General features: G+C 64.2%; 20 protein-coding genes and 1 pseudogene. 1 reads left to right on the top strand and 20 read right to left on the bottom strand.

All coding sequences use genetic code 11. From position 1 onward, the window contains the following. Position 1: 1 nt before the first annotated feature. The 17 genes and pseudogenes from PM1_RS11230 to PM1_RS11150 form a co-directional block, all read right to left on the bottom strand. Positions 2 to 1192, bottom strand: a pseudogene (locus PM1_RS11230) (FAD-dependent monooxygenase); the annotation flags it as partial. Next, positions 1170 to 2000 (bottom strand): alpha/beta fold hydrolase, encoded by an 831-nt coding sequence (locus PM1_RS11225; RefSeq protein WP_009623361.1) that lies wholly within the window; start codon positions 1998 to 2000, stop codon positions 1170 to 1172. The pseudogene PM1_RS11230 and the gene PM1_RS11225, both read right to left, overlap by 23 nt. A 14-nt stretch (positions 2001 to 2014) precedes the next feature. Next, positions 2015 to 3337 carry an alpha/beta fold hydrolase gene (locus PM1_RS11220; RefSeq protein WP_009623362.1) on the bottom strand — a complete coding sequence of 441 codons (1323 nt, stop codon included), beginning with the start codon at positions 3335 to 3337 and terminating at the stop codon, positions 2015 to 2017. Between the two features lie 74 nt (positions 3338 to 3411). Beyond that, positions 3412 to 4383 carry a VOC family protein gene (locus PM1_RS11215; RefSeq protein WP_009623364.1) on the bottom strand — a complete coding sequence of 324 codons (972 nt, stop codon included), beginning with the start codon at positions 4381 to 4383 and terminating at the stop codon, positions 3412 to 3414. A gap of 750 nt (positions 4384 to 5133) precedes the next feature. Further along, positions 5134 to 6096, bottom strand: coding sequence for a VOC family protein (locus PM1_RS11210; protein WP_009623366.1), 963 nt, complete (start codon positions 6094 to 6096; stop codon positions 5134 to 5136). 53 nt (positions 6097 to 6149) lie between these two features. Next, positions 6150 to 6689, bottom strand: a complete 540-nt coding sequence (locus PM1_RS11205) for a VOC family protein (RefSeq protein ID WP_009623368.1) — start codon at positions 6687 to 6689, stop codon at positions 6150 to 6152. Between the two features lie 16 nt (positions 6690 to 6705). Continuing rightward, on the bottom strand, positions 6706 to 6924 hold the full coding sequence (locus PM1_RS11200; RefSeq protein ID WP_009623369.1) for a ferredoxin: 219 nt from the start codon (positions 6922 to 6924) through the stop codon (positions 6706 to 6708). Positions 6925 to 6955: 31 nt separating this feature from the next. Next, positions 6956 to 7462: an aromatic-ring-hydroxylating dioxygenase subunit beta gene (locus PM1_RS11195; protein ID WP_009623371.1), complete on the bottom strand. Its 507-nt coding sequence runs from the start codon at positions 7460 to 7462 to the stop codon at positions 6956 to 6958. Then, entirely contained in the window at positions 7462 to 8862 is a 1401-nt protein-coding gene (locus tag PM1_RS11190) for an aromatic ring-hydroxylating oxygenase subunit alpha (RefSeq protein ID WP_009623373.1), read from the bottom strand. The genes PM1_RS11195 and PM1_RS11190 overlap by 1 nt, the downstream gene beginning before the upstream one ends. Positions 8863 to 8943: 81 nt before the next feature. Then, a complete protein-coding gene (locus PM1_RS11185; RefSeq protein WP_009623375.1) occupies positions 8944 to 11376 on the bottom strand; it encodes an efflux RND transporter permease subunit in 2433 nt (810 codons plus the stop codon). 14 nt (positions 11377 to 11390) lie between these two features. After that, positions 11391 to 12443, bottom strand: coding sequence for a WD40/YVTN/BNR-like repeat-containing protein (locus PM1_RS11180; RefSeq protein ID WP_009623377.1), 1053 nt, complete (start codon positions 12441 to 12443; stop codon positions 11391 to 11393). 13 nt (positions 12444 to 12456) lie between these two features. Beyond that, positions 12457 to 13806, bottom strand: coding sequence for a DUF1329 domain-containing protein (locus PM1_RS11175; RefSeq protein WP_009623379.1), 1350 nt, complete (start codon positions 13804 to 13806; stop codon positions 12457 to 12459). 39 nt (positions 13807 to 13845) lie between these two features. After that, complete coding sequence (locus tag PM1_RS11170; RefSeq protein WP_009623381.1) at positions 13846 to 15522, bottom strand: DUF1302 domain-containing protein; 1677 nt, start codon at positions 15520 to 15522, stop codon at positions 13846 to 13848. 78 nt (positions 15523 to 15600) lie between these two features. Then, positions 15601 to 17076 carry an NAD-dependent succinate-semialdehyde dehydrogenase gene (locus PM1_RS11165; protein WP_009623383.1) on the bottom strand — a complete coding sequence of 492 codons (1476 nt, stop codon included), beginning with the start codon at positions 17074 to 17076 and terminating at the stop codon, positions 15601 to 15603. A gap of 9 nt (positions 17077 to 17085) precedes the next feature. Further along, positions 17086 to 18105: a dihydrodipicolinate synthase family protein gene (locus PM1_RS11160; protein WP_009623385.1), complete on the bottom strand. Its 1020-nt coding sequence runs from the start codon at positions 18103 to 18105 to the stop codon at positions 17086 to 17088. A 25-nt stretch (positions 18106 to 18130) separates the two neighbouring features. Then, positions 18131 to 19153 carry an ornithine cyclodeaminase family protein gene (locus PM1_RS11155; protein ID WP_009623387.1) on the bottom strand — a complete coding sequence of 341 codons (1023 nt, stop codon included), beginning with the start codon at positions 19151 to 19153 and terminating at the stop codon, positions 18131 to 18133. A 142-nt stretch (positions 19154 to 19295) separates the two neighbouring features. Next, complete coding sequence (locus tag PM1_RS11150) at positions 19296 to 20252, bottom strand: hypothetical protein (RefSeq protein WP_009623390.1); 957 nt, start codon at positions 20250 to 20252, stop codon at positions 19296 to 19298. Between the two features lie 267 nt (positions 20253 to 20519). On the opposite strand from PM1_RS11150, the gene PM1_RS11145 reads away from it, so the two are divergent. Next, positions 20520 to 20828 carry a hypothetical protein gene (locus tag PM1_RS11145; RefSeq protein ID WP_152604481.1) on the top strand — a complete coding sequence of 103 codons (309 nt, stop codon included), beginning with the start codon at positions 20520 to 20522 and terminating at the stop codon, positions 20826 to 20828. A 786-nt stretch (positions 20829 to 21614) separates the two neighbouring features. On the opposite strand, the gene PM1_RS11140 is transcribed toward PM1_RS11145, so the two are convergent. From PM1_RS11140 to PM1_RS11130, 3 genes are all read right to left on the bottom strand, one after another. Beyond that, the gene (locus PM1_RS11140; RefSeq protein WP_152604480.1) at positions 21615 to 21923 is read right to left on the bottom strand and encodes a hypothetical protein; all 309 of its coding nucleotides are present in this window, start codon (positions 21921 to 21923) and stop codon (positions 21615 to 21617) included. 233 nt (positions 21924 to 22156) lie between these two features. Then, positions 22157 to 22819, bottom strand: a complete 663-nt coding sequence (locus tag PM1_RS11135; RefSeq protein WP_009623392.1) for an inovirus Gp2 family protein — start codon at positions 22817 to 22819, stop codon at positions 22157 to 22159. A 71-nt stretch (positions 22820 to 22890) separates the two neighbouring features. Then, on the bottom strand, positions 22891 to 23262 hold the full coding sequence (locus tag PM1_RS11130) for a histone-like nucleoid-structuring protein, MvaT/MvaU family (RefSeq protein WP_009623394.1): 372 nt from the start codon (positions 23260 to 23262) through the stop codon (positions 22891 to 22893). Positions 23263 to 23605 lie beyond the last annotated feature (343 nt).

The following is a 23605-nucleotide window of genomic DNA, read 5'->3' as shown; positions in this document are numbered from 1 at the left end:
CTCAGATGGCTTCGGCGAGCTGGCGCAGGGCGAGCTCGACCACTGCCGTCTGCGCTTCCACCGGTGCCCTCGCCTGCTCCAGCCGGCCCAGTTCCATGGAGCTGTCGGTGACCAGGCGGCAACGCGCCTCGCGGCGGCGCATGAAGCGCTCGAAGGTCTCGGCGATGCTGTGCGAGCCGGCCAGTTCCTCTGCCAGTACCAGGGCATCCTCGATGCCCATGCCGGCACCAGAGGCCAGCTGCGGAGTAGTCGGGTGCGCGCTATCGCCAATCAGCAGCACGCGTCCCTGGTACCAGGGCGCCGGCAGGCTGAAGATTTCCAGCGGGCGGAAGTTGATCGCCGGGTTGTCCTTCTCGCCCAGCGAATCGCGGATCTGCGCGAGGATGCCGCCGTAGCCCTCAAGGCGCCTGGCCAGCTCGCCGTGGAACAGCTGCGGCTCGATGAATACCTGGGGCGTGCGCTCCAGCAGGAACATGTACATGTGCGTGGCCGAGACCGGGGTGAAACCGACCTTGTGCGGGCCGCCGAGGAAATAGGTGCGCCGTTCGACGCTGGCCGGCCGCTCGAGGAACAGGCGCCAGCAGCTCTGCCCGGTGTATTCGGGGCGCGGCGCGTCGGCGAACAGCAGCGCGCGAATGCGCGAGAACACCCCGTCGGAACCCAGCACCAGGTCGTAGCGGCCCTGGCTGCCGTCGCTGAAGGTCACGTCGACGCCGTCGGCATCCTGCTGCAGCGCTTCCACCGTGAGGCCCAGGCGGATGTCGGTGCCGCCGGCGCGCACCTGGCGGGCGAGGATGCCGTGCAGGGTCGGGCGCATGATCCCGCCGCTGCCCTGCACCGGGCAGTCCGCTGGCATCGGCGTGGCCAGCAGGCGCAGCGGCTGGCCCTGGGTGTCGCAGACCTGGATGCCTTCGCCGACGTAGGCCTCCTCGGCCATGTCCGGGTAGACGCCGAGTTGGTACAGGGCGCGCAGGGTCGGCCCGGTGATGGTCAGTCCGGCGCCCAGGGCGCCCCACTGTGGGTTGATGTCGATGACATCGACATCCAGGCCGAGGCGGCGCAGGGTGATGGCGGCGGACATGCCGGCGGTGCCGGCGCCGACGATCAGGGCTTTGCTTGCTGCTAGGGTCATGACGGGTGTTCCTTGTTCTTGTTCGAATGCGGCCGCGTCACGCGGCCGAGAGGAAGTTCGCCACCAGTTGGCAGAAGGCGCTGGCGTGTTCGATCTGGGTCCAGTGGCCGCAACGGCCGAAGACGTGCAGTTGGCTGTCGTCGATCCACCGCAGCAGTGTCTGCGAGGTGGCCAGCGGGATGACCTTGTCGTCGCGCCCGTGGACCATCAGGGTCGGCTGGCGGATACCGCGGATTTCCGTCTCGCCGTGGGCCATGGCGTCCACCCAGCGCTGGCGCGGCGCGGGGAACATGCTCGAATAGGCCTCGTGCACGCCGGCTCGCTTGCTGGCCTCGTAGCGCATGCGCACCAGGTCGTCGCCGACCAGCTTCTGGTCGTAGGCGAAGATGCGCATGATCGCGCGCATGTTGTCTTCGGAGGGCTCGTAGCCCCACACCGCGTCCAGGCCCGGGGTGAGTTCGAAAGGCACACCGACACTACCCATCAGGATCAGCCGACGAACCCGTTCGGGATGATGGATGGCCAGGGCCAGAGCCATGGAGCCGCCGAAGGAGTTGCCGATTACATCGACGCGCTCCAGACCCAAGGCGTCGAGGAAGGCGACCATCTGCTCCAACCACAGCTGGCGGGAGTATTCGATGCCCTCGGGCACCTGGGTATAGCCGAAGCCAGCGAGATCCGGCGCGAGCAGGCGGAACCGCCCCTGCAACTGCTGGATCGGCAGGCGCCAGTTGGCCCAGGCGCTGACGCCAGGGCCGGAGCCGTGCAGCAGCAGTACGGGCTCGCCGCTGCCGACGTCGTGGTAGTTGGTGGTGATGGAGCCGGTGGCGATGCTACGGCCGATCTCCGGGTTCACGGGGCTATTCATCTACTTCTCCCTTCTCAGATACCGTCGCGGCGCCAGACCAGGCGCGCGGTGCGGGCTTGCGGAGTGCCTTCTTCCAGACGCGCACTGAGGGTCAGGGTGCCGTCGGCGTTGACCTCGACGCGACGCTTCTGCGCGCCGCCGCGCCAGTTGGGGAACAGGCTGATGTCGACGTGGTGGGTGATGACGTCGCCATTCACCTCGTAGCGGCCTCCATAGGCGAGCATGCTGTTGTAGGCGCCGGCCTTCTCCGCGTCGCTGGCGTTCCATTGGCCACCGGTCTCGAAGTTCGGCCGCTCGGCGCGGGCGATCATGCAGGCCATGTGGCCGTCGGCGGTGTACTGGATGAAGCCCTCCAGGCCCTCGCCCATGGGCAGCTCGCGGCGGCCATCGTCGAAGAGTTGCTCCCAGGCGAGGATTTCCCATCGTCCGACGGGGTCCAGGGGGGTCATGCGGTTCTCCTGCAGTTGCTCGGTGAGGAAAGCGGCCACCACTTCGTTGTGTTCGGCGGCGCTCTCGAACTGCGCCCAGTGCCCGGTGTCGGCGGCACAGTGGAAACGCCCGTTGCGCACCTGGCGCGCCAGGTGCTCGCCGAGGGCCGGCGGGGTGCGGTTGGCCTCGCCCCAGTAAACCAGGGTGGGCTGGGTTATCTGGCGGGCCAGGGCATCAGTGACGATATACTGGCGAATGCTCTCGCCGGCCAGGTACTCGGCGATGAACCGCTGCTGCACGGCGGCCAGGGCCGGCTGCCGGTAGAGCGCCTGGCGCACCAGCACCGCCTCGTCGGTAAGCCGTTCGGGCTTGGCGAGGATGCGCTCCATGCGGCTGCGCACGTTCTCGAAGCAGGGGTTGCGCAGCACCTCCAGGGAACTGGCCAGGTTGCTCGACCAGTCCGGTTCGACGTAGCCGGGAATGGCGCCGGCATCCGGCGTGTAGCCCATGGTGGTGGTGAGCACCAGCGCCCTCACCCGCCATGGATGACGCAGCGCCAACTGCATGGCCACCCAACCGCCGAGGGATTGGCCCTCGACGAAGGCGCTGGCGACGCCCAGCTGGTCCATGACGTCCACGACCTGGTCCACCAGGCAGGGGATGATCCGCGGGTCATAGCCTTCGGTCTGCGACTTGCCATGCCAGAGGAAGTCCAGGGCTACGACATGGAAACGCCTGGCCAGCTCGGCAATGTTCAGGGCATAGTTCTCGGCATGACCACCCGTGCCATGCAGGAGGAGCAGCAGCGGACCGCTGCCGGCCTCGATGATGCGGGTGCGGTACTTGCCCTGGACCTGGCGCACCTGGCAGTCCAACAGTTCGATCCAGTAGGGGTTCGGAGCGGACACGGAAGGTTTCCTTGTGAACGTGGCATCGAGTCGCTCGCGCCGGGCCATCGGTGGGCCGGCGGAGCGGTCCGGCGCTAGAGCGCCTTTTCCTTGCTGGCCGAGATCGGCCCCTTGAGGGTGCCGTCGGACTTCTCCAGGCCGAAGGTCCACTCGGAGAAGATGTGGGCAATGGCGGCGAAGTCCTGCGGCTCCCACTCGGGGGTGACGATGTCTTCGTCGGCGGCATATTCCCAGGCACCGCCGAACGGGCTCTGGAAGTACCAGAAGCAGGCCGAGGAGATGGTGTGGCGGCCAGGCCCGGCGAAGGTCTTCCAGCCCAGGGAGTCCAGGTGCTGGCCGCCACCGATCACCTCGTGGATGTCACGCACCTTGAAGGCCAGGTGGTTGAAGCGGGTGCCCGGCTGCTTGCCATTCATGAAGAACACGTGGTGGTGGTTGCCGGTGGGCGAGCAGCGCATGAAGATGCCGCGGTTGGCGTAGCGATCGGAAACGATGAAGCCCAGGCGCTGGATATAGAACTGCACGGCCTGGCCGGCATCGTCGACGCCAATGGCCACGTGGCTGATTTCCCGCGGCTTGGCCGCCTTGTAGGCAGGAGCACGCCGGTTGATGCGCTCGGCGCTGCCTGGAGCGTTGTAGCGGGTCACCTCATAGGGCACCGGGCGGCGCTGGGCAACACGGAAGCCAAGGTTGATGCCCAGGTCGTCGACGCTGTGCAACACGCCATCGGCATCGAACTCGGCGCGACGGTCCCTGCCCAGTTCTTCGGCCAGGGCCTGCAGCGCCTCGCGGTCCTCGACGCCCCAGACCAGTTCGCAAAGGCCACTGGGGCTACCGATCGGCATGCGCCCGGGGCGCGACGGATCGGCCGCGCATATCTGCACTTCGGAGCCGTCCACCGCACGGAAGAGCTTCACTTCCGGGTCGGACGAGACCACATAGGTGAGCCCCCAGTCGGAGGCGAACCGACAGGCTTCGTCGAGATGCTCGACGGCGAACCTGACACACTCCACACCGGTTAGGCGAAAACGATTCTTCGCGGCCATGATGGTTTCCTGTTGTTCTTCTAATGACTCGCCCGCCACGTGATCTGCACTGGAGCGAACCTGCGGCATTCGGATGGTTGCCAGCCCTCGCGCGACCACCGCCATAACCTGGCTCGGCATGCGCGGACAACGACCTGGACAACCATTGGGAAGCATCTTATGAACGCCTTCGAAGTGGAGCCACGCCGCATCCTTCAATGCAGATATGCAGGATTTGCAAGGCGTCGGCGGGATTGTGGCCAAGCGTGGGGATTGCCTGAATGCTCACTGCAGAAGCACGCCCTGCGCGCGATGGTGGACATGCAGTGTGGATGTGGGATTCGGTGTCAGCCGGGTACGCCCTTGTAGGAGCGAGCTCGCTCGCGAACGGGGTTTCCGGTTGGCGCGGTGCCTGGGATTGGGCTCGCAATCCTCTCCCCAGCCCTCTCCCGCAAGCGGGAGAGGGGGCCGTTCGGCGTGGATGTGAGGAATGGTGTCAGCCGGGCACGCCTTTGTAGGGGCAGACTCAGTCCGCGATGGCCCGTGCGCCAGCCTTGCTGGCGGGATCGCGGGTGAATCTCCTACGGTCTCGCGTGGGACAATAGACGCGGGCTTCGACCACGACGAAAAAAAGCCAGGGCTTGCACCCTGGCTGTGCGAACCGCCTTCGCGTCCCTTCCGCCACCCCGACCGGGGCGCTTCGGCGTGCCGACGGCCGGCGCTGCGCCGCGCCATGTCCAGCACGGCGCGCGCCGGTCTGCTGCGGGGGCGTCAGGCCACGGCGTCCCCGGCATCCGGGCGACGGCGCGGGCCGTCGAAGGGCGCCCAGTTCTGCTCGAGCATCTCCAGCAGGTAGGCCTGGGCGTTGTCGGCGTGCAGCGGTTTCTCGCGCGGCACCCAGTCATCATCGTGCTTGTCCATGTCGGCGTCGTACTCGAAGCGGCAGCCCAGCGGGCCGTCGAAATACCAGAACCAGTTGGAGCCGAAACTGTGCCGGCCCGGCCCCCAGAAGCTCGGGTGGCCAAGGTCACGGAAGCGCAGCCCGGCCTGCATCACCTCGCTCGGGCCCGCCAGATGGAAAGCCATGTGCTCCACACCCTTGAGCATCGGTGGCGTCTGGATGAGGAACATGGTGTGATGCTCCTGGGTCCCCTTGCTACGCATGAAAGGCCCGCCACCGAGGCGGTCGTTGACGCGGAACTGCAGACGTTCGGCATAGAACTTCTCCGCCGCTGGTACGTCCGGCACGAACAGCGCGAAGTGCCCCAGGGTACGCGGCAGCGGCACCTGCCCGGGATCGACGCCGACGCAGTTCACCGGGCGCTGCAGGGGCGCGCCGGGGGCGTTGACGGCCTCGGCTGGCAGTGCGATCTCGCGGCGCATGGTCAGTTGGAAGACCAGGGGGATGCCCATGTCGTCCAGGGCCTCCAGGGCACCGTCCTCCAGGCGCTTGACCTCGCGGTCCTTGCCTAGCTCGACAGCGATCTCGTCCAGGCTGTGCTGGTCGGCCACGCCGTAGACGATCTTGCGCAGCTTGTTGTTCGGGCTCAACGGCGGCGGCAGTGCCGGGTCGCCGGCCTCGCAGAGGATGACGCCAGTGCCATCGAGGGTTTCGAAGAGTCGGCCGCCACGGACCAGGCCGGCTTCACGCAGGCCGAAGTCGGTCATGTATCTGACTGCGGCCTCGGTGTCGTCGACGGCGAGAACCAGGGCGTCGGGACCGATGATGTTCATGTTCGCTTGCTCCTAGAAAGGTGAGTGCGGGGCGGCGCGCCACCCCTTGCCGGTCACGAGGTGATGCTGACGTTCTCGCCGCGGCGCAACGCCGCCATGCGTTCGTTCAGCTCGCCGTCGACGTAGTACAGCTCGGTGTAGAAGCCGATCAGCTCGCGGGTGTCCCAGTAGCTCCAGCGACAGTTGCCGAAGGGGCCTTCGAAGAAACCGGCCATGGCCTTCTCCAGGCCCAGGTCCCGGTAGTGGCGCTCGGCCTGGGCGTATTCCCCGGCGTCGTTCTGGCGGAAGCCGATGTGGTGCGGACCGTAGCCACGGCTGTCGATCCAGTCCTTGTACAGGCTGCGGCCGCCGTCGTGGCGGGCCAGTTCGATCAGGGTGTCGCCGGCGAAGCCGTAGGCGCAGCTGAACTGGAAGTCACCCGGCTCGCCGCGGTATTCCTTCTGGGTCTGCTCCCTGGCCAGGTCGTAGGCGATGTTCCAGACCTGCACGCCGTTGGTCTTCTTCCAGGTAGCGATGGCTGCCTCGATGTCCGGGACGACGAAGCAGATCTGGTCGAACTTGCGGCCGATCAGCCGGCTGGCGATGTCACTCATGGCTGGACTCCTGGATTCATTCGGCGTCGACGACGCGGCAACTGATGGCCATGGCCGGGCAGTCCCTCGCCAATTGCTCGATCTCGCCATGGCGGGCGAGGTCGACGAAGCGCACCTTCAGGCGCGCGATGTTGGCGGCGTCATCCATCTCGAAGACGTCGTCCGAGCCCAGGCACAGGCCATAGCCCTGGCACTTCTGGGTATCCAGGATCACTTCAACTCTCTGGTTTGCCATTTCGGCTCTCTCTTGTTCTTGTGGTTGCGGGTCAAAGGAACACACCCAGGTTCGGCGTGTGCAGCACGGTTTCGGTGATCAGCGCGCGGCGCTTGAGCAACTTCACCGAACCGTCGGCGCCTATGCGCAGCACGTCATGGCGGCGCACCGGGATGACATCGCCCAGGTCTTCGCTGCCGCGCTGGCGGTAGAGGATCATGGCGCTGGTCACCGCCACCTCGTCGGGCCTGTCGGTGGCTTCGACGATCATGCTGCCGACCACCCGCAGGGTGCGTGAGGGCGGCACCTCGGCCCAGGCGTGGTCGCTTTCCAGGCGGGCGATGCGGGTCTTGATGTGGGCCATGCAGTCCTTGATGCGGAACGCGCCCTCGGGAAACTCGTCCTTGTAGTCGCGCATGGCGATACGGATCGGCACGTCGTAGTCGATGTTCTCGTCGAGCAGCGCCAGCCAGTCGCGAAAGCGCCGCTCGTCGAGCATGAGCGCCTCGCGGGCGAGGAAGTCGGCGGCGATGGCGCGCAGTTCATGCAGGTTGTTCATCACTCACACTCCCCCTGGCCCAGGCATTGGTCGGCGACCGAACGCGAGGCACCCTTGCCTTCACGCATTTCCTTCACCCAGCGGCGCCAGAAGCGCTCCTGGCTGTACTCGCCGTAGATCGACGGATGGAACTCGCCCGGCCCCTTCCAGTCCGGGTCCGGCCCGCCGCGTTTCTGCTGGTAGTGCAGACGCATGCCCTTGGTGCGCGCCCAGGGACTGCCGCCGACCTTGGCGATCCCTTCCCAGACCGCCGTGTCGTCCTGCTCGAAAATGCCGCCGGAGCCGAAGCCAAACTGCCCAGCCATATAGGCGCGCTCATGGAACTCCTCCGGCAGGCAGGCGTACTCGAACTCGTAGTTCCACAGTTCCATCACGCCCGGCGATACCGGCTGCCACATGCGGATGCTGGTGAACGGTACCGGCATCTGCCCGGGGACGTCCGGCTGCGGGAAGCGCAGGAAACTGAAGTTCGGGAAAATCGTGCCGATGGTCGGCGGCACGCTGCGGAGCATTTCCAGTTGCACTTCGTCGAGGGTAGAGAGATCGAACTTCTCACGCTGCTCGGGGGTATAGCCCCACATGTCGAACATGGGTGCGATCAAGTCCGGCAAGGCGTGGCCGATGAAGCTGTTGCCGTTGCCGAAGTCATAGCCGCTAGCCATGCTGCTGACCTGGTTGACGCCGGGGATGAACTCCGAGAGCGCCGCCGACAGGTGCGCGGTGCTGACGTGATAGGCATCGCCGCTGAAGTTCTCGGCGCCGCTCTTCCAGTCGGCCTTGACGATGAAACGCTCGGGCTCCTTGAGCACCTTCATGCCATCCGGGTGCAAGCCGAAGATGGCATCCATCATCCATGCGGCGCCCCCCAGGTATTCGCGCAGCGGGGCGATGTCGGGGTTCAGCGAGGCGAAGATGAAGCCGTGGATGGACTCGACCCTGGCGGCCTTGAGCAGGCCCCATTCCTTCTTGTCCAGCGGGCCGTCATAGGCCTCCTTCAGGTGCGGCGCACCGGCCCATTCGCCGTTGTTGCGGTATACCCAGCCGTGGTACGGGCATTTGAAGTGGCGAGCGTTGCCCTTGTCGTGGTGGCACAGTTCGGTGCCCCGGTGGCGGCAGTGGTTGAGCATGACGTTGATCTGCCCGCTGTCGTCGCGGGTGACTATCACCTTGTCGATCCCCAGGCGGCGCAGGACGTAGTCGCCGTTGTTGGGGATCTCGGAGGTGTGCGCCACGAAGATCCAGTTGCGCGCGAAGATACGCTCCATCTCGGCGCGGAACACGGCGTCGTCACGGAAGACTTCGACCGGCAGCAGGCCCTCGTCCATGCCCTGGTCGACACGTCGGCAGAGATCGTCCAGGTATTGGTCGGGGTTGCCGGGATAGATCAGGTCGTAGTTCATCTTTGTTGTTCTCCTGATTCACTTGTTCTTGTGCGTACAGCAATACCGCGTGCCCGGCCGGGTGGGGCCTGGGCGTTGGTCCTATTGTCTTTCCAGCGCGCCTGTGAGCAATTTGCCGGGCAGGACCTCGCCGCGCGCCTCCCGGGCCTTGCCCGGCCCGAGCAGGAAGTACGAGAGCGAGGGAACGAGCACCATGGCGCCGAGCATGTTCCAGAGGAACATGAAGGCCAGCAGCGCGCCCATGTCGGCCTGGAACTTGATGGGGCTGCCGAGCCAGGTGGCCACCCCCAGGGACAGGGTGATGCCGGTGAGCATGACCACCTTGCCGGTGAAGGTCAGGGCACGGTAGTAGGCCACCGAGAGCGGCTGCCCGGCCTTGAGCTGCACCAGCATGATCGACAGGATGTAGAGCGCGTAGTCCACGCCGATGCCCACGCCCAGGGCGATCACCGGCAGGGTGGCGACCTTCACCCCCATGCCCAGGACCACCATCAGCGACTCGGCCAGTACCGAGGTCAGCATCAGCGGCAGGATGGCCACGATCACCGCGCGCCAGGAGCGAAAGGTGATCAGCGCCAGCAGCGCGACTATGGCATATACCAGCAGGTTCATCGTGCGCCAGGCATTGGCGACCACTATGTTGGTGGCCGCCTCGATGCCGGCAGAGCCGGCGGCCAGTTGGAACTGCACGTCCTTCGTATCGTTGGCCCTGGCGAAGGCCTCCACGTGCTGCACCACCCGCGCGAGGGTCGCGGCCTTGTGGTCGGCCAGGTAGACGTAGAGCGTCAGCAGCGAACAGGCGTCATCGTAGAGGCCTCGCGGGGCGCCTGCGGTGATGGTGTTGAGCATGTCCTGGTTGTCGACGAAGTCGTACCACTTGGGATTGCCTTCGTTGAGCGCGGCGCTCATGCGGCGGGTCAGCAGGGCCAGGGTGTCGGTGCTGTCCACGCCGGGTAGCTGGCGCAGCTGCCATTCCAGTTCGTCGACCTTGTTCAGAGTGTCGTAGGCGGAGCAGTAGCCGGCCGGCGTCTTCACCATCACCGCTAGCACGTCGCTGGAGGCACCGTAGTGTTCGTTGAGGTAGGCCACGTCGCGGTTGTAGCGGCTGTCCTGGCGCAATTCCGGCGCGCCCGGGTCGAGGTCGCCGATCTGCAGCTGGTGCGCCACCAGCCAGCCGCCCACGGCCAGCAGCACGGCACCGGCGATGGCGGCGCTGGCCCAGCGGCGCTCGGTGAAGCGGTCGAGGAAGCGCCATACCGGGTGCTTCTCGCCGCCCATGGCGGCGTTCTGCTCGGACTTCAGGCTGCGCGCCGCGGCGGCCGGCGAGACGCCGACATAGCTGAGCATCACCGGCAGCAGGATGAGGTTGGTGAAGACCAGGATCGCCACGCCGATGGACGCCGCCAGTGCCAGTTCGCGAATCACCTGGATGTCGATCACCAGCAGCACGGCGAAGCCCACCGCATCGATCACCAGCGCCGCCAGGCCGGCGCCGAACAGGCGGCGGAAGGTCAGGCGCGCGGCCATGCGCTTGTCGGCGCCACGGCCGACGTCCTGGAGGATGCCGTTCATCTTCTGCGAGCCATGGCTCATGCCGATGGCGAAGACCAGGAAGGGTACCAGTATCGAGTAAGGGTCCAGCGCAGTGTCCAGGATCGGCAGCATGCCCAGTTGCCAAACCACGGCGATCAGCGAGGCCACCACCACTGCTGCGGTGGAGCGCCAGCAGCGGGTGTACCAGAACAGCACGGCGGCGCTGACCAACAGGGTGATGGCGAAGAACAGGGCGACACTGCGCACGCCGTCGATCAGGTCGCCCACCAGCTTGGCGAAGCCGGTGATATGCACCGGGTAGCCCTTGGCCTGGTACTTGTCTCGCAACTGGTCGAGGGACTTCGACAACGCCGCGTAGTCGAGCGGCCTGCCCTGGGCATCGGTGCTCAGCAAGGGCACGTAGATGGCGGTGGAGCGGAAGTCGGTGGCCACGGTGCGGCCTATCTCGCCGGAGCGCATCAGGTTGGCGGCCAGCCGCTGCAAGCTCTTCGCTGAGCCATCGTAGCCCTCGGGAATCACCGGACCGCCCTCCAAGCCGTCCTCGGTGACGCCGGCCCAGCGGGTGGTGGGCGTCCACAGCGACTTCATCTGCATGCGGTTCACGCCAGGCAGCAGAAACACCTCGTCATTGAGCTGGCGCAGGGCATCCAGGTAACGCGCGTCATAGATGCTGCCCGCGGGATTGGCCAGGGCGATGCGGACGGCGTTGCCCAAACCCACCAGGTCCTTCTCGTGCGCCCTGAAGTTCTGGATGTAGGGGTGGCCCTGGGGAATCATCTTCTCGAAGCTGGCCGACAGTTGCAGGTGGCGCAGCTGGCTGGCGAAGAACAGCGTCAGCAGGGTGCAGAGCAGGACCACCAGCAGGCGATGGTTGAAGATCGCCCTCTCGACGAAGGAGCCCGAGCGAGGATCGAATTCCGGCAGTTCTCCCCTGCCCTTCGGCGCGGCATTCAGGTTCATTGGCGCATGTCCTCTCATTGCCCGGCCAACTGCAGCGTGGACACGCCGAGATTGCCGAGCACTACGATCGATTCGGGGCCAGCCAGCACGCCGTTGATCGACGGCAGGGCCTGCTGGTTGAGCGGTGCCAAGGCGCCGTCTCGCCAGCGCAATACCTGGCCGGCCTGGTTGGCCAGGTAGAGCGTGCCGTCGGCACCCGGGCTGGAAGCGGTGAAGGAGGCATTGCCAGTGTTCTCCGCACGCTGCCAGCTACGTCCGCCATCACGACTGCGCAGCAGGCTGCCGCGCAGGCCGGCGACCAGCATGTCGTCGGCCGACGTCAGTTCGGCGGTGAACAGGCTGCCGGCGTAGGGCAACTGCAGTCGCTGGAAGTGCGCCCCGCCATCCGCGGAGCGCAGCACCAGGCCGCGTTCGCCGGCCAGCAGCAGCACCGGCCCGCTCTGGCGCACGGCGTACAGGTGCAGGCTGTCGGGGTTGTCCAGGCGGCTCATCCAGGAGCTCCAGGTCTTGCCGAAGTCAGCCGAGTACAGGGCCAGGCCATAGGCCCCGACGACGAGAATCTGCCCGTCGGCGCCCAGGCTGACGTCGAGCAGCGGCTTGTTCGGCTGCTCCTCGACCATTAGCCGGGCATTCTGCAGCAGCGCCGGGTCGTCCACCGTCTGCGCATCGGCCAAGGCCAGTTGCGCGGCACGCTTGCCGTCCAGAGCCAGGCTCCAGTGCTCGCCGCCATCGCCGGAGACGAGCACCACGCCACCATGGCCGACCGCCACCCCGCGGCCGCCGACGAAGCGCACCGAAGTGAGAGTCACGCTGACCGGCACCTGGGCCTGGCGCCAATGTCGGCCACCATCTTCGGAGAGAATCACCAGGCCGCGCTCGCCCACTGCCACCAGGCGCCCACCCTCGGCGGCAGCCGCCGCCATCAGCACGGCGCCGGCCGGGTGGGCGACGGCCAGCGCCGCCCTGCCCTGGGGTTCGCCGCTGGCCGCGGCCTCTGCCACGGCGCCCGTCAGCAGGGCCACGAGAGCCAGGCTGGTAACGCAGAGGGCTTTCAGTTTGCCGTTCATCGGACCCACCTCGTCAGCGCACGCTGTTGCCGGCCAGGCCGTCCGGCGAGAACACCAGGTCGTTGCCGCCCTGCTTGAGCACGTACTGTTTGTCCTTGGTGTTGTGCAGTTGGGCGACGAAGGCGGTGCCGGCGAGCAGATCGTTGTAGCCGAAGGTGGCGATGGCCATGCCGGGTAGTTCCGGCAGCACGATGGGCATCGACCAGAGGGTGCGCCAGAGCTGGCCATTGGCATCCCAACGGTCGGCCAGGGTGCAGATCCAGGTGTCCTCGTCACAGTAGTAGCGGCTCTTCGGCGCCTGGTGGCGCTGGCCGGCACGCAGGTTGGCCTCGACCACCCAGACACGGTGTTTTTCCCAGCGCACGTGGTCGGGATTGAGGGTATGCCCGGCGAGCACCTGCTCATCCCGGGTCGGCTGCAACAGGCGGTTGGCGTTGTAGGGGATGAACATCTCCTGCTTGCCGATCAGCTTCCAGTCGAAGCGATCCAGGCGTCCGGTCCAGGTATACATCTCGTCGAAGGTCATGACCCCCGCAGCGGCCGGCGTCGGCGTGTCGCAACAGGCGTTGGGAAGCTTGCGCACGCGGCGCTGGCCCTTGAGGTAGACCCAGGTCTGGGTCTTGTTCTGGTCCAGGTACTCGTGGGCCAGCAGCGCCTCACCGGCACGCAGCGGCGGGCCGATGTTGCGGATGGCGACCTGCCAGAACGGCTTGTTGTCCTTCGCGAACTGTTCGGCGTTGCCGTTCTGGTCGTAGTAAGGCAACTGCTCGTTGATCTCGCCGTCGGTGACCATCACCGCGCGGCCGTCGGCAAGGATCTGGTACCAGTCGTTGAAGTGCTGGAAGCGCATGCCGCGCCAGCGCAGCACGTGGTTCCAGACGACCTCTTCCGCGGACTGCGGAATGGGGAACGGGATGCCGCCGTAGGCCCCGGTAGGCACGCCGTCGACCATCTTCGCGCGGGTGGCGTTGGCGAAGGTGTTGTCGTACACCCACTGCGGCGCAGCAGCGGTGCGATGGGTCGGGTACACGTCCAGGCGGAACTCGGGATACTTCTTCAGCAGTGCCTTAGTGCCATCGCTGAGGTTGCCGGCGTACTTGTCCATGTCCTTGGCGCTGATGGAGAACAGCGGTTTCTCGTCCTTGAACGGGTCGCCGCGGCGGCCGCCGGGCACGTCGCCCGCTGTCGGCGTGGTCAGCCCGCCGGTCCAGGCGGGAATGGAGCCGTCGGCGTTACCGGCCTTCTGCGCACCGAAGGGCGTCAGGTCACTCTTCAGGTGCTGCGCCTGCTCATCGGTCACCGCGGAGTGGGCGGGAGCGGCGATGGCGCAGGCCAGCAGCCCCATGGCAAGAAGTTTGTTCATTGGTGCCTCCTCGTTCTTGTTCTTGTCCTGAAGCGCGCTTCAGAAACTGTGACGGACTGTGAAGGAAACGAAGTCCCTATCCTTGCGCGCCTGCTGGTAGCTGTAGGCATTGCTCCCGTCCAGGAAGGTGCCGGCGCCGCCGAAGAAATGGGTGACGGCCAGGGTCATGTCCCATTCGTTCATGTACAGGCCACTCACCCCGAAGGTCAGGTCGCCGCCGCCTTCCGGCGGTACCGCGGCCGGGCCGAGGACGTTGCGCGAACCGTGCGGGCTGTAGCCGACACCCATGGGCAGGCTGATGTCCCAGCCGACCAGGGCCTGCCGATACATGGGCCTGAACACGGCGCGCAGGGAGGTGGCGTTCTTGCTCGCGTTGGGATCCAAGGCGGCGATGTCGCCACCGCGGGCGTTGCAGTTCTCGGTGCAGCGGATCAGGTGGGTCCAGGCCACTTCGGCAGCCAGGTTGGCCTCGTTCCACAGCGGCGTACGCGGCACGCTCCAGATCGCCGAGAGGTTGGCATGGGCCGTATCGCCCACCGCGTAGGCCGGATGGCCGCTGTTGTTGGTGAGTGGGCCGCCAAGCGCGGAGCTGTCCACCGCGCCGGTGGTGGCCAGAGCCTGGTCCTTGCGGATGGAGGTCTCGAAGGCCAGGTTGAGGTCGCCGAAGCTGCGGCTGGCGCTGAAACCGTAGAGCTTGGTGTCTTCGTTGTAGGCGAGGTAGTAGCTGGTGGGCATGACCACGCCGGGCAGCGGCATGCCCAGCACGGTGACCTGCTGGAAGTCCTTGTCGTGGAAGCGCAACGCATAGAAGCCCAGGTCGGTCTCGCCCACCTGCCAGTGCAGTTGCAGGCCGAACTGGCCGTTGTCCCTGGCATCACGGTCGGACTCGCGCACCGCCGCCAGGCCCGGCCCGAGGATCAACCGCTCGGCGCCGCCGCCGACCACGTCGGAGACGGAGAAGTAGCTACCCACCGAGGGGATACGGTTGTGCACGTAGCGGAACTGGTAATAGGCCGCCAGCGACACCGAGTCGGTCAGTTGCCACTGTGCCGAGACCTGGGGTACCGGCAGTACGAACTCCTTGGCCTCGGCGGTGGGGTCGTCGATCAACCGAGTAGTGTCGAACGGGCTTTGCGCCCCGGCCACCGCGTTATTGGCGAAGAACAGGCTTTCGCCCCAGACCAGCGAGTGCTGGCCCAGGCGGCCGCTGAGCTGGGTGTTGCCGATGTCCATGCGGCCGAAGATGAATGCATCGCGCAGCTCGGCCTGGCGTCCCTGCTGGTCGCGGGTGGTGGTGGTGAATTCGTCGTAGTCCCTGCTGGTATGGTTCGGCGCCGCGCCGCCGTCCGGGCCGGGATTATCGTTCTTGCGGTTGTAGACGGTGTCGTACCAGGCGATGCCGCTGACCCGCGCGCCGAAGCCGCTGTCGGTCACCGCGTCGAGTTCGCTGAACAGCTCGAAGCGATTGGAGATCAGCCCGGTGCTGAAGTTGCGGTCGCCGTCGTCCAGGTTGGGGCTGGACAGCAGCTTGCTGTCGCGGCCCTTCAGGCGCGACTCGGCCGAGTAGCGCAGCGAGTTGGTCCAGTCGATCTTGTAGCCGTCGCCTTCCCAGCTGGTGGCGGCCCAAGCCGCTGCCGGCAGCAGGTTGCCCAGCGCGATTGCGCTGGCGAGGACGGCGGGGGTGAAGCTGACCTTCTTGTTGTTCTCGTGGTTCATGGCTCTACGCTCTTGTGATTGTTCTAGGCGCCACGTTCATGAAGGGCCGCGGCCACGTACCGCGGCCCGTTCGCCGCGTCAGGGCATGCCGATCAGGCCGTCCCAGCACAGGTACTTCAGTTCGAGGAACTCCTCGATCCCGTAATGCGAGCCCTCGCGGCCCAGGCCGCTCTGCTTGACCCCGCCGAAGGGCGCGACCTCGTTGGAGATCAGCCCAGTGTTGATGCCGACCATGCCGCTCTCCAGCGCCTCGGCGGTGCGCCAGATGCGCGCCGCGTCGCGGCTGAACAGGTAGGCGGCGAGGCCGAAATCGGTGTCGTTGGCCATGGCGATGGCTTGCGCCTCAGTGGAAAAGCGCAGCAGCGGCATCACCGGACCGAAGGTCTCTTCCTGGGCGATGGTCATGCCCAGGTCCACCCCGGCCACCACCGTCGGCTCGAAGAAGGCCCCGCCAAGGGCATGGCGGCGACCGCCGACCAATACCCGGGCGCCGCCGGCCACAGCGTTGGCCAGGTGCTCTTCGACCTTGGCCACGGCCTGGGTGTCGATCATCGGGCCAATCTGCACGCCTTCTTCCAGACCGTTGCCGACCTTCAGCTCGGCGGTGCGCGCAGCCAGGCGGTCGGCCAGGCGCTCGTAGACGCCGTCCTGGATCAGTACGCGGTTGGCGGCAATACACGACTGCCCGGTGTTGCGGAACTTGGCGTTGAGGATGCCCTCCACCGCCAGGTCCAGGTCTGCGTCATCGAAGACGATCAGCGGCGCGTTGCCACCCAGCTCCATGGAGCACTTCTTGATGGTCTCGGCGGACTGCGCCAGCAGCAGGCGGCCCACTTCGGTGGAACCGGTGAAGGTGATCTTGCGCACCAGCGGATGGCCAGTGAGCATGTTGCCCACCGGACGCGTGGCGTTGCCGGTGACCACGCTGAACACGCCGGCCGGTACGCCCGCACGATGCGCCAGCTCGGCCAGGGCCAGTGCGGTCAGCGGCGTCTGGCTGGCCGGCTTGACCACCATCGAGCAGCCCGCGGCCAGCGCCGGGCCGGCCTTGCGGGTAATCATCGCAGCCGGGAAGTTCCACGGCGTGATGGCCGCGCAGACACCGATCGGCTGTTTCAGCGCGACTATGCGCTGGCTTTCCTTGTGCGCCGGGATGACATCGCCGCGCACACGCTTGGCCTCTTCGGAGAACCACTGCAGGAACGACGCGGCGTAGTCCACCTCGCCCCGGGCCTCGGCCAGCGGCTTGCCCTCCTCCAGGGTGATCAGGGTCGCCAGGTCTTCCTTGTGTTCAACCACCAGTTGGTACCAGCGGTTGACGATCTCGCCACGCTGCTTGGCCGGCACCCTGCTCCAGCGCTGGAAGGCAGCATGGGCGGCCTTCACGGCGAACTCGGTCTCGGGCTCGCGGCACACCGGCAGCTCCACCAGTACCTCGCCGGTGGCAGGGTTGCGCAAGGCGTATTTGCCGTGCGGGGACTCTTCCATCCAATGGCCGTCGATGAACGCGGCCTGGCGCCAGAGGCCCCGGTCTTTCAGAAGTTCGATGCTCATCGCGCGGCCTCAGCAGGTGTAGCGGCCAACCAGGAACTGGCTGTCGTCGTCGCCAGTGCATTCGAGCCCGGAAGCCACCAGGCCCTGGCGCAGCACCTTCATCAGGCGGTCGGGGATGCGTGCGGCCGGGGCGCGCAACGGGCCGCCATTGAAGCCGGCCAGCCAGTCCATGTACTTCCAGTGGGCCCGGTTGATGTAGTTGGAGCCGGGCATGTAGGCACCGGTGGCAGCCCCCACGGCGCCGCGCGCCGGCTGTACCTTCCAGTACAGTTCCATTGCCTGCTCCCACTGGCCGTTGCGGGCCAGTTCGAAGGTGCGCGGGAAGGTGTCGCCCATCCACTGCGTGTAGCTGGTGCCGGAGAACTGCAGGTCCATGAACTTCATCAGCGGGATCACGTCGCTCTCGATCGGGCAACTGATGACCACTTCCTCGCCAAAGCGGTGGTAGGTCTCGATCAACCCGCCGACGTGCGGGAAACCCTGCTCGGCCTTGATCGCCACGATGTTCGGGCAGTCATCCAGCAGGCGGCGGATCAGCGCTGGGGACATGCCTTGGGGATGCACGCGCTCAAAGCCCCAGAGCGGGATGGGGAAGAGCATCACCGCCAGTTCGGTGGCGTCGCAGAAGGCGCGGGTATAGTCGTAGATCTCCTGCTCGCTGGTCGGCCAGAAGTTCGACGGGTAGGACAACAGGGCGATATCGGCACCGGCCTTCTCGGCCAGCTTCACTGCCTCGATGTTCTCTGCCAGGGTGCCGAAGCCGGCGTGGAAGAACAGGCCGAGCTTGTCGCCGGCGGTGTCCTTGGCCCAGGCGGTGAACTGCGCGTTCTCTTCCGGGGTGATGGCCACCTCGGTGCACAGCAATGTGTAGGTGTAACCCAGGCCGACGATCTTCTCGATGTCGTGGCGGATGCCGCGCTCGTTCAGACGCTTGAGGTCGGCGCTGTAGCTGGGGATGGTGACTCCCGAGCAGCCGACCAGCATTTCGCTGGCCCAGGCGCGGGCGTCGTTGCGTTGGTAGTTGGCCATCTTGTTGTTCTCCGGTGTGGGGCTTTCAGCGATCGATGGTCACGATGCCGGTGGGAAGGCGTTGGTACTGCCCGCTGGCCAGGGCCTCGCGCAGCAGCATCTCGGCGGTGACCACGTCCTGCAGGGCAGTGCCGACCGACTTGTAGATGACGATGTCGCCGGGGGACCGGCGGGCCTTGACGGCGCCGGACACGACTTCGGCTAGGCCGACGGTCTTGCCCGCCACGTCCACGCCCTCGCGGACGGCGACCAGCGCGTCGCCGGTCTCGTGCAGGACTTCCTCGGGCATATCGGCGACGATCAGGTCGGCGCGGGCCATGGCACTGACGTCGACTTCGCGCTGTTCAGGCAGGGTCGAGCCGATGGACAGCACCACCATGCCCGGCTGTAGCCACTCCCCCAGCAACACCGGGGACTCGTCGCGGCTGCGAGCGGCGCAGATCACCAGGTCGACGCCATCGATGGCGGCCGGCGGATTGCCGGCGGTCTCGACGTTCAGCCCATGGGAGGCTCGGAACAGCTCGGCGAATTTCTCGCGGCTGGCAGGCGTCGGGCTGTAGACCCGGGCCTGAGAGACCTCGCGCACGGCCAGCAGCGCGGTGAGCATGCTCTGCGCCACGGCGCCGGAGCCAATCACGCCGACGCGCAGCGCGCCCTCGGGGTTGATCGCGTTAGCCGCGACCACCGCCGTAGCGGCGGTGCGGATGTCGGTGATGCGGCGCCCGTCGACCAGCGCCGCCAGTTCCATGGTGCGCTGGTCGAACAGCGAGATCAGGTAGCTGGCGCGACGGATCTTCGGCGAGGCGGCGATCTGCTTGCTGCCGAAGTACTCGCCCGACGGCGACACGGCGCACATACCGCGCAGCCAGAAGCCGTCGCCGCGGGCCATCAGGCGCGACGGCACCATGGCCGGGGTGATCGGCCGCGAATAGGCATCGGCCAGGGCGGCAATGGCCTTCGCCCAGTCGGCCAGGACCGCGACGTCGGTGTCGCGGAGGAAGGGTGTCGAAAGTTCGGGACTGTTGTTGTCGGATACCGCCGTGTCCATGACCACTCTCCGGTTGCGTTGGGCCGGAGTGTATGGACGGGCCGTCTGGGGCAGCTAGGCGACGGGGTCTAAACCAGATATGCAGAAAATGCAGAACTCGCCCCGCTCTACTGAAAGGCGGGAACTCGACCATCATCCCAAACTATCGAACCGCTCCCAGATGGAAGCATCTGGCGCCTACTGGCTTGATACGAAGAGGCTCTGCGAAGCCTGATAAACGACGTATTGCATGAGCGATGTTGACTATGGCTCTCTCATCGGGATGGTCGAATACTCCAACACCCAGTTCGCCCCAGTAGCGGCTCATGTCATGGTTCGAACTGACGTAGCCTCCTCTGCCTTGAGTCACCCTTCTCCAGAACCCGCCGATGCTTCTCGCCTTGTTCCAGTCGCTTTTGACGTAGGTACCATCGAAGAAGAAAATCGTACGGATGAAGTATCCCTTGTCCACATCCTGCCCCACCAAGTAGGTGTGCCCTACCTCATGCTTGAAGATCGAGCTACTCCTCCTTTGGAGCATGAAGCGCCTCAGATCTTCGAAGAGCTGCTTCACCTGCACATCCACCAAAGCACCACCGAGATACGAGAAGTCGATCCGCACGATCACCGTTCGAGAACGTTTTTCCAGTACTGCCTTCGCATAGTTGAAAACCGCCACCTGGTTCTTCTCGGTCCGGTAACGGCAGTCGTACCGCTCACGCAGGTAGCGCTTACCACAGGCTCTCTCACGGATTCGATCCACGAGCCAATTGAACGTCTCCACCTCGCTGAGGTAACGGCTTTCACTCTCGTCCAGGCAGGTGATGCCTACCAACGGACTGAACTCAATGCCGACGTCCTGGCAAGCCTCCCGAAAAACCCGTAGCTTTTCGCTGACTGCGTGGCCGTCCGTAGAGATCGCGAAGTCATACATCGGTTGGAGATCCACGAGGAATTGTCCAACCGAAGTGGCTACGGCGCGCTCCTCCCCAGAGCGGCTAGTCGTGATGATGAGCGCAGGCTCACTAGAGAGCTCGATGTGTTCCACGAAGTGATCAATCATCATGGAAGCATCAGCTTGAGACAGTTGGCGTGGCTGGGGATAAGAAAAGTTGATCATGGCACGGCACCTGGTTGTTGGGTTTCATACCAGGTGCCGGATTGGTTTTTTTCTACTGAGTCGGCCTGAAACCTACCCCGCCCTACCGGATGCCACGGAACAACTTCTGCCGTCGTCCCACGCGGAAGCAACGAGCCCTTGCAGGCCTCATCCGCAGGTGCTGGCCATCCTTCGTAAGCGAACGGGTATCACACCTTGCCGGCGGGTACCCAGTTATCCTGGCAGGCCTCTCGGAAGGTCCGTAGCTTTTCTCCGCAGGTACGGGAAATGGACCTGCCGGAAGACGTGCAGATTTCAGCCCGTACAGTCGGCTATGACACAGTTGGCGTCTATCCGGATTATGAGGTCTGGGAGGAAGTCCAATCCGGGACCTCAGATGATGCAACGACTACACACCGGCGTCCCGAATTCAGCAGCATATTCCTCGATCTTTGGGATGATGGCACGCCGCGAGAAGCTCTGGAGGTCATTCCGGAGTCAGTTGAGGTGCATCACGTGAACAAAGTCAGAATGGAATGCACGCCCTTCATAGTCGTTCGTCGTCGGAAGCAACGGCGCAAGGACGAACGATTCTGAAGCAGAGTACTTGCCTCTCACTCCACACAGTGTGTGGAACAGGTGCGTATGCGATTGGCCAAGAGATCCAACGTCTCTTCGTCACTGAGATAACCGCATTCACCCTTTCGCAAGCAAACCAGTCCCACGCCCGGAAAAACGTCGACTCCAATGGAGATGCATGCCTCTCGAAAGGCTACAAGCTCCATGGCGCACTCCGCTGAGTCGAGTGCGGCAACAAAGTCGTACATTCGCCCAAGAATGAGCAGGTGCTTCATGTGATCAGCCCCGGCATCAAACCTCCCCTCCAAATACCTCTGCATTACGTATTTGGCTGGTCGGCTGCTACGCCGAATGGCCCGCACCAGATCCCCAATCTGGCGAGTCATTGATGATTTGTGGAGCTGATTTGAGAAGTACAAGAAATGGCTATCCATCCTTCCTACCTAGTCGGGAATTTTCATACCACTGCGAAGGCAGTTACTTTTGACACGGGAATTATCTTCGCCGCTTCCCGACCAAAGGCGGGTAGTAAATGTATTTGGGGGCATAAGGTGGAAACCAAGCCCATTTCAGGCACAGCACGACGGGAATCAGGAGGATTGTGATGACTCCCGGAGACCAACGACCCAAGGCCTCAATGAGCACACCGACCAAGATAAGACCATCGGCAGCACAATGACCACCCCATGCATCGACCAACAAAGCCAGCAGCGCAGTTGCCAATCCGCCGCCGACTCTTCTCTCCTTCCCGACGCTCACGCTCATCATTCTCATAGAGACGTAACAACAAGTCGTCCTTCTGGCTCAGCGCTTCGTCGCGCACAGTCGATGCCGAACCTCTCCAAAGGAAGGTAGATCGTTCCGTTGGCCGCCAAGCCAGAAGATAGACGGCAATGCGTAAATAACGGAACTGATAGACAAAGTAAGCAGGGTCAGCACCGTCGGCATCATGATGGCAGCAGCCACACAAAATGCAACGACGATGCTGGCGAGCCAGCCGACATCATTGAGTAGTCCCGGGCCGGCCTCGGACCATTGCCACAGCCCCGACCAGTACGCAGCAACATTGCCCCATCGAAAAACAACACCACGAATAGCAGACGCAACGACCATTGCGCATCCCAAGCACGCTCCACCAAGCCGACACTCTTTTCGATTATCGATGCGCCATCTGACTGACTTGCCTCGTCTTTCACCACGCGAAAACCTCCGCTCCCGCAATCAACAAAGAATACCGGGCGGGCAACGCATCATGCATCTGGTCGCCAACCCCCACTTTCTGCTTCGATCACCAAGAGCAGAGCTTTAACAACTGGATGGCAAACCATCCAGTCCAGAATCCACCACTAGCCTCGGCTGCAGCCGAACCCATGATGACAATCACCATAGGTTTTCGTGACAGCCTTACAGAGGTAGCTGGCTCGGCGAAAAAGGTCAGGCAACTCGTCTTCCTGCCCCACACGGACATCTCGGTTGATCCGATACGTGGCGTTATCAGGAATCTCCACCAATCCATCCATTAGGTCTACAGATAGCCCCAAGGCACTGCCCCAGGCCTCCTGCAATCGATTGATCATGTTCGCCGTATCCGAGTGCATGCGACCGAGCGTGTAGTAGGCATCACGGTTGAGCAGGATCAGCAGGTGGTAATGAGGCTTAACTCTCCCCTCCCGAGCCCAAACGTAACGGACCTTGCAGTCATGGGCATACTGGTTCCGAGTACGAGCCCTCTGCCGGTCGTGTTCAATCTTCGCCTTGAAGGACTCAATGAACCGGCTGATGACTTCATTCGTGTAGGCGTAGTCAGGCAGGTCTATACCTGCCGGCAGACGCAGATCTACACGGAAGGCCATCACCCTCGGATACTGACTCAGTGTCAGATCTATCGTGCGCTTAAGGCGAGCAAGGTACTGCTCAATGAAGGGCCCTTTCTCGACCATGACCGGTAGGCCTTCGAAGGTGCTGTCGTGGTGCAGATGGAGGTTGGTATTATCGGGATGACGAGGCACGATGATGACTCCTGATGTAAGGTTCATAACCTCTGCACCAGGAGTCATTTTTCACACGGTCAGTAACCGATTCAGCTCTGCAGCCAGGACTCTACAGCATCGCGACCAAACTCAGCCTTCCAAGCCTTCAGGACACGATGATTACCGCCTTTGGTCCCCACGATCTCACCGGTATTCGGATTTTTGTACACCTTGACGAGACGCTCTTTACGCTTGGCCTGAGTAGCTCGCTTACTGCGAACACCTCTAGCCCCTGCTGATTCGGGATCGAGAATCGAGATGATGTCACCCAGCGACTTGCCGCAGCTCTGCATCAGGACCTTCAGTTCACCCTCAAATGCGATTTCTTTCTTCAGCGCAGAATCACTCTTCAGCGACTCCAAGTAAGCGATCTGTTCAGCAAGGGCTTTCTCAGCAGCACGGAATTCAGCAAGCTTCGACATGGCGACTCCTTTTCGTATTCAGCAGATGGAATATATCGAAGACTTTACTCTCTCCAGATTTGACATACCATCAGAAACTGGTTGGGTGCATAAGTCCATCTTGCATATGAAACACATCTAGAACTCGGAGATACAGCCATGATACCGAGCCTGGTATAACCTCAGAGAGACAGTAGCAGAAGTCTAACTGGTTAATTCACGAGCAAGATCAGAACATAACTGAGCGGCTGAATGAAGATCATGAGGCAGTGAGTGACCGGACAAGTACTGACTGGAAAAGCTCCAGCTAGATAACTGCTAATCCTACAAGCACCAGCCAGACAACTGCGAGCTAGGCAATTAG

Source organism: Pseudomonas sp. M1 (assembly GCF_022760135.1).
Taxonomy (GTDB): Bacteria; Pseudomonadota; Gammaproteobacteria; order Pseudomonadales; family Pseudomonadaceae; genus Pseudomonas; species Pseudomonas citronellolis.
Note: the sequence above shows the minus strand (reverse complement) of the source record. Positions and strands in the feature narration are given on the sequence as shown.

Coding starts and splice junctions, on each gene's coding strand:
- PM1_RS11150 (WP_009623390.1), bottom strand. CDS start 20,252: ATGATCAACTTTTCTTATCCCCAGCCACGCCAACTGTCTCAAGCTGAT.
- PM1_RS11145 (WP_152604481.1), top strand. CDS start 20,520: ATGGACCTGCCGGAAGACGTGCAGATTTCAGCCCGTACAGTCGGCTAT.
- PM1_RS11155 (WP_009623387.1), bottom strand. CDS start 19,153: ATGGACACGGCGGTATCCGACAACAACAGTCCCGAACTTTCGACACCC.
- PM1_RS11205 (WP_009623368.1), bottom strand. CDS start 6,689: ATGAGTGACATCGCCAGCCGGCTGATCGGCCGCAAGTTCGACCAGATC.
- PM1_RS11210 (WP_009623366.1), bottom strand. CDS start 6,096: ATGAACATCATCGGTCCCGACGCCCTGGTTCTCGCCGTCGACGACACC.
- PM1_RS11180 (WP_009623377.1), bottom strand. CDS start 12,443: ATGAACGGCAAACTGAAAGCCCTCTGCGTTACCAGCCTGGCTCTCGTG.
- PM1_RS11160 (WP_009623385.1), bottom strand. CDS start 18,105: ATGGCCAACTACCAACGCAACGACGCCCGCGCCTGGGCCAGCGAAATG.
- PM1_RS11170 (WP_009623381.1), bottom strand. CDS start 15,522: ATGAACCACGAGAACAACAAGAAGGTCAGCTTCACCCCCGCCGTCCTC.
- PM1_RS11175 (WP_009623379.1), bottom strand. CDS start 13,806: ATGAACAAACTTCTTGCCATGGGGCTGCTGGCCTGCGCCATCGCCGCT.
- PM1_RS11165 (WP_009623383.1), bottom strand. CDS start 17,076: ATGAGCATCGAACTTCTGAAAGACCGGGGCCTCTGGCGCCAGGCCGCG.
- PM1_RS11195 (WP_009623371.1), bottom strand. CDS start 7,462: ATGAACAACCTGCATGAACTGCGCGCCATCGCCGCCGACTTCCTCGCC.
- PM1_RS11200 (WP_009623369.1), bottom strand. CDS start 6,924: ATGGCAAACCAGAGAGTTGAAGTGATCCTGGATACCCAGAAGTGCCAG.
- PM1_RS11190 (WP_009623373.1), bottom strand. CDS start 8,862: ATGAACTACGACCTGATCTATCCCGGCAACCCCGACCAATACCTGGAC.
- PM1_RS11225 (WP_009623361.1), bottom strand. CDS start 2,000: ATGAATAGCCCCGTGAACCCGGAGATCGGCCGTAGCATCGCCACCGGC.
- PM1_RS11130 (WP_009623394.1), bottom strand. CDS start 23,262: ATGTCGAAGCTTGCTGAATTCCGTGCTGCTGAGAAAGCCCTTGCTGAA.
- PM1_RS11185 (WP_009623375.1), bottom strand. CDS start 11,376: ATGAACCTGAATGCCGCGCCGAAGGGCAGGGGAGAACTGCCGGAATTC.
- PM1_RS11140 (WP_152604480.1), bottom strand. CDS start 21,923: ATGGTCGTTGCGTCTGCTATTCGTGGTGTTGTTTTTCGATGGGGCAAT.
- PM1_RS11215 (WP_009623364.1), bottom strand. CDS start 4,383: ATGGCCGCGAAGAATCGTTTTCGCCTAACCGGTGTGGAGTGTGTCAGG.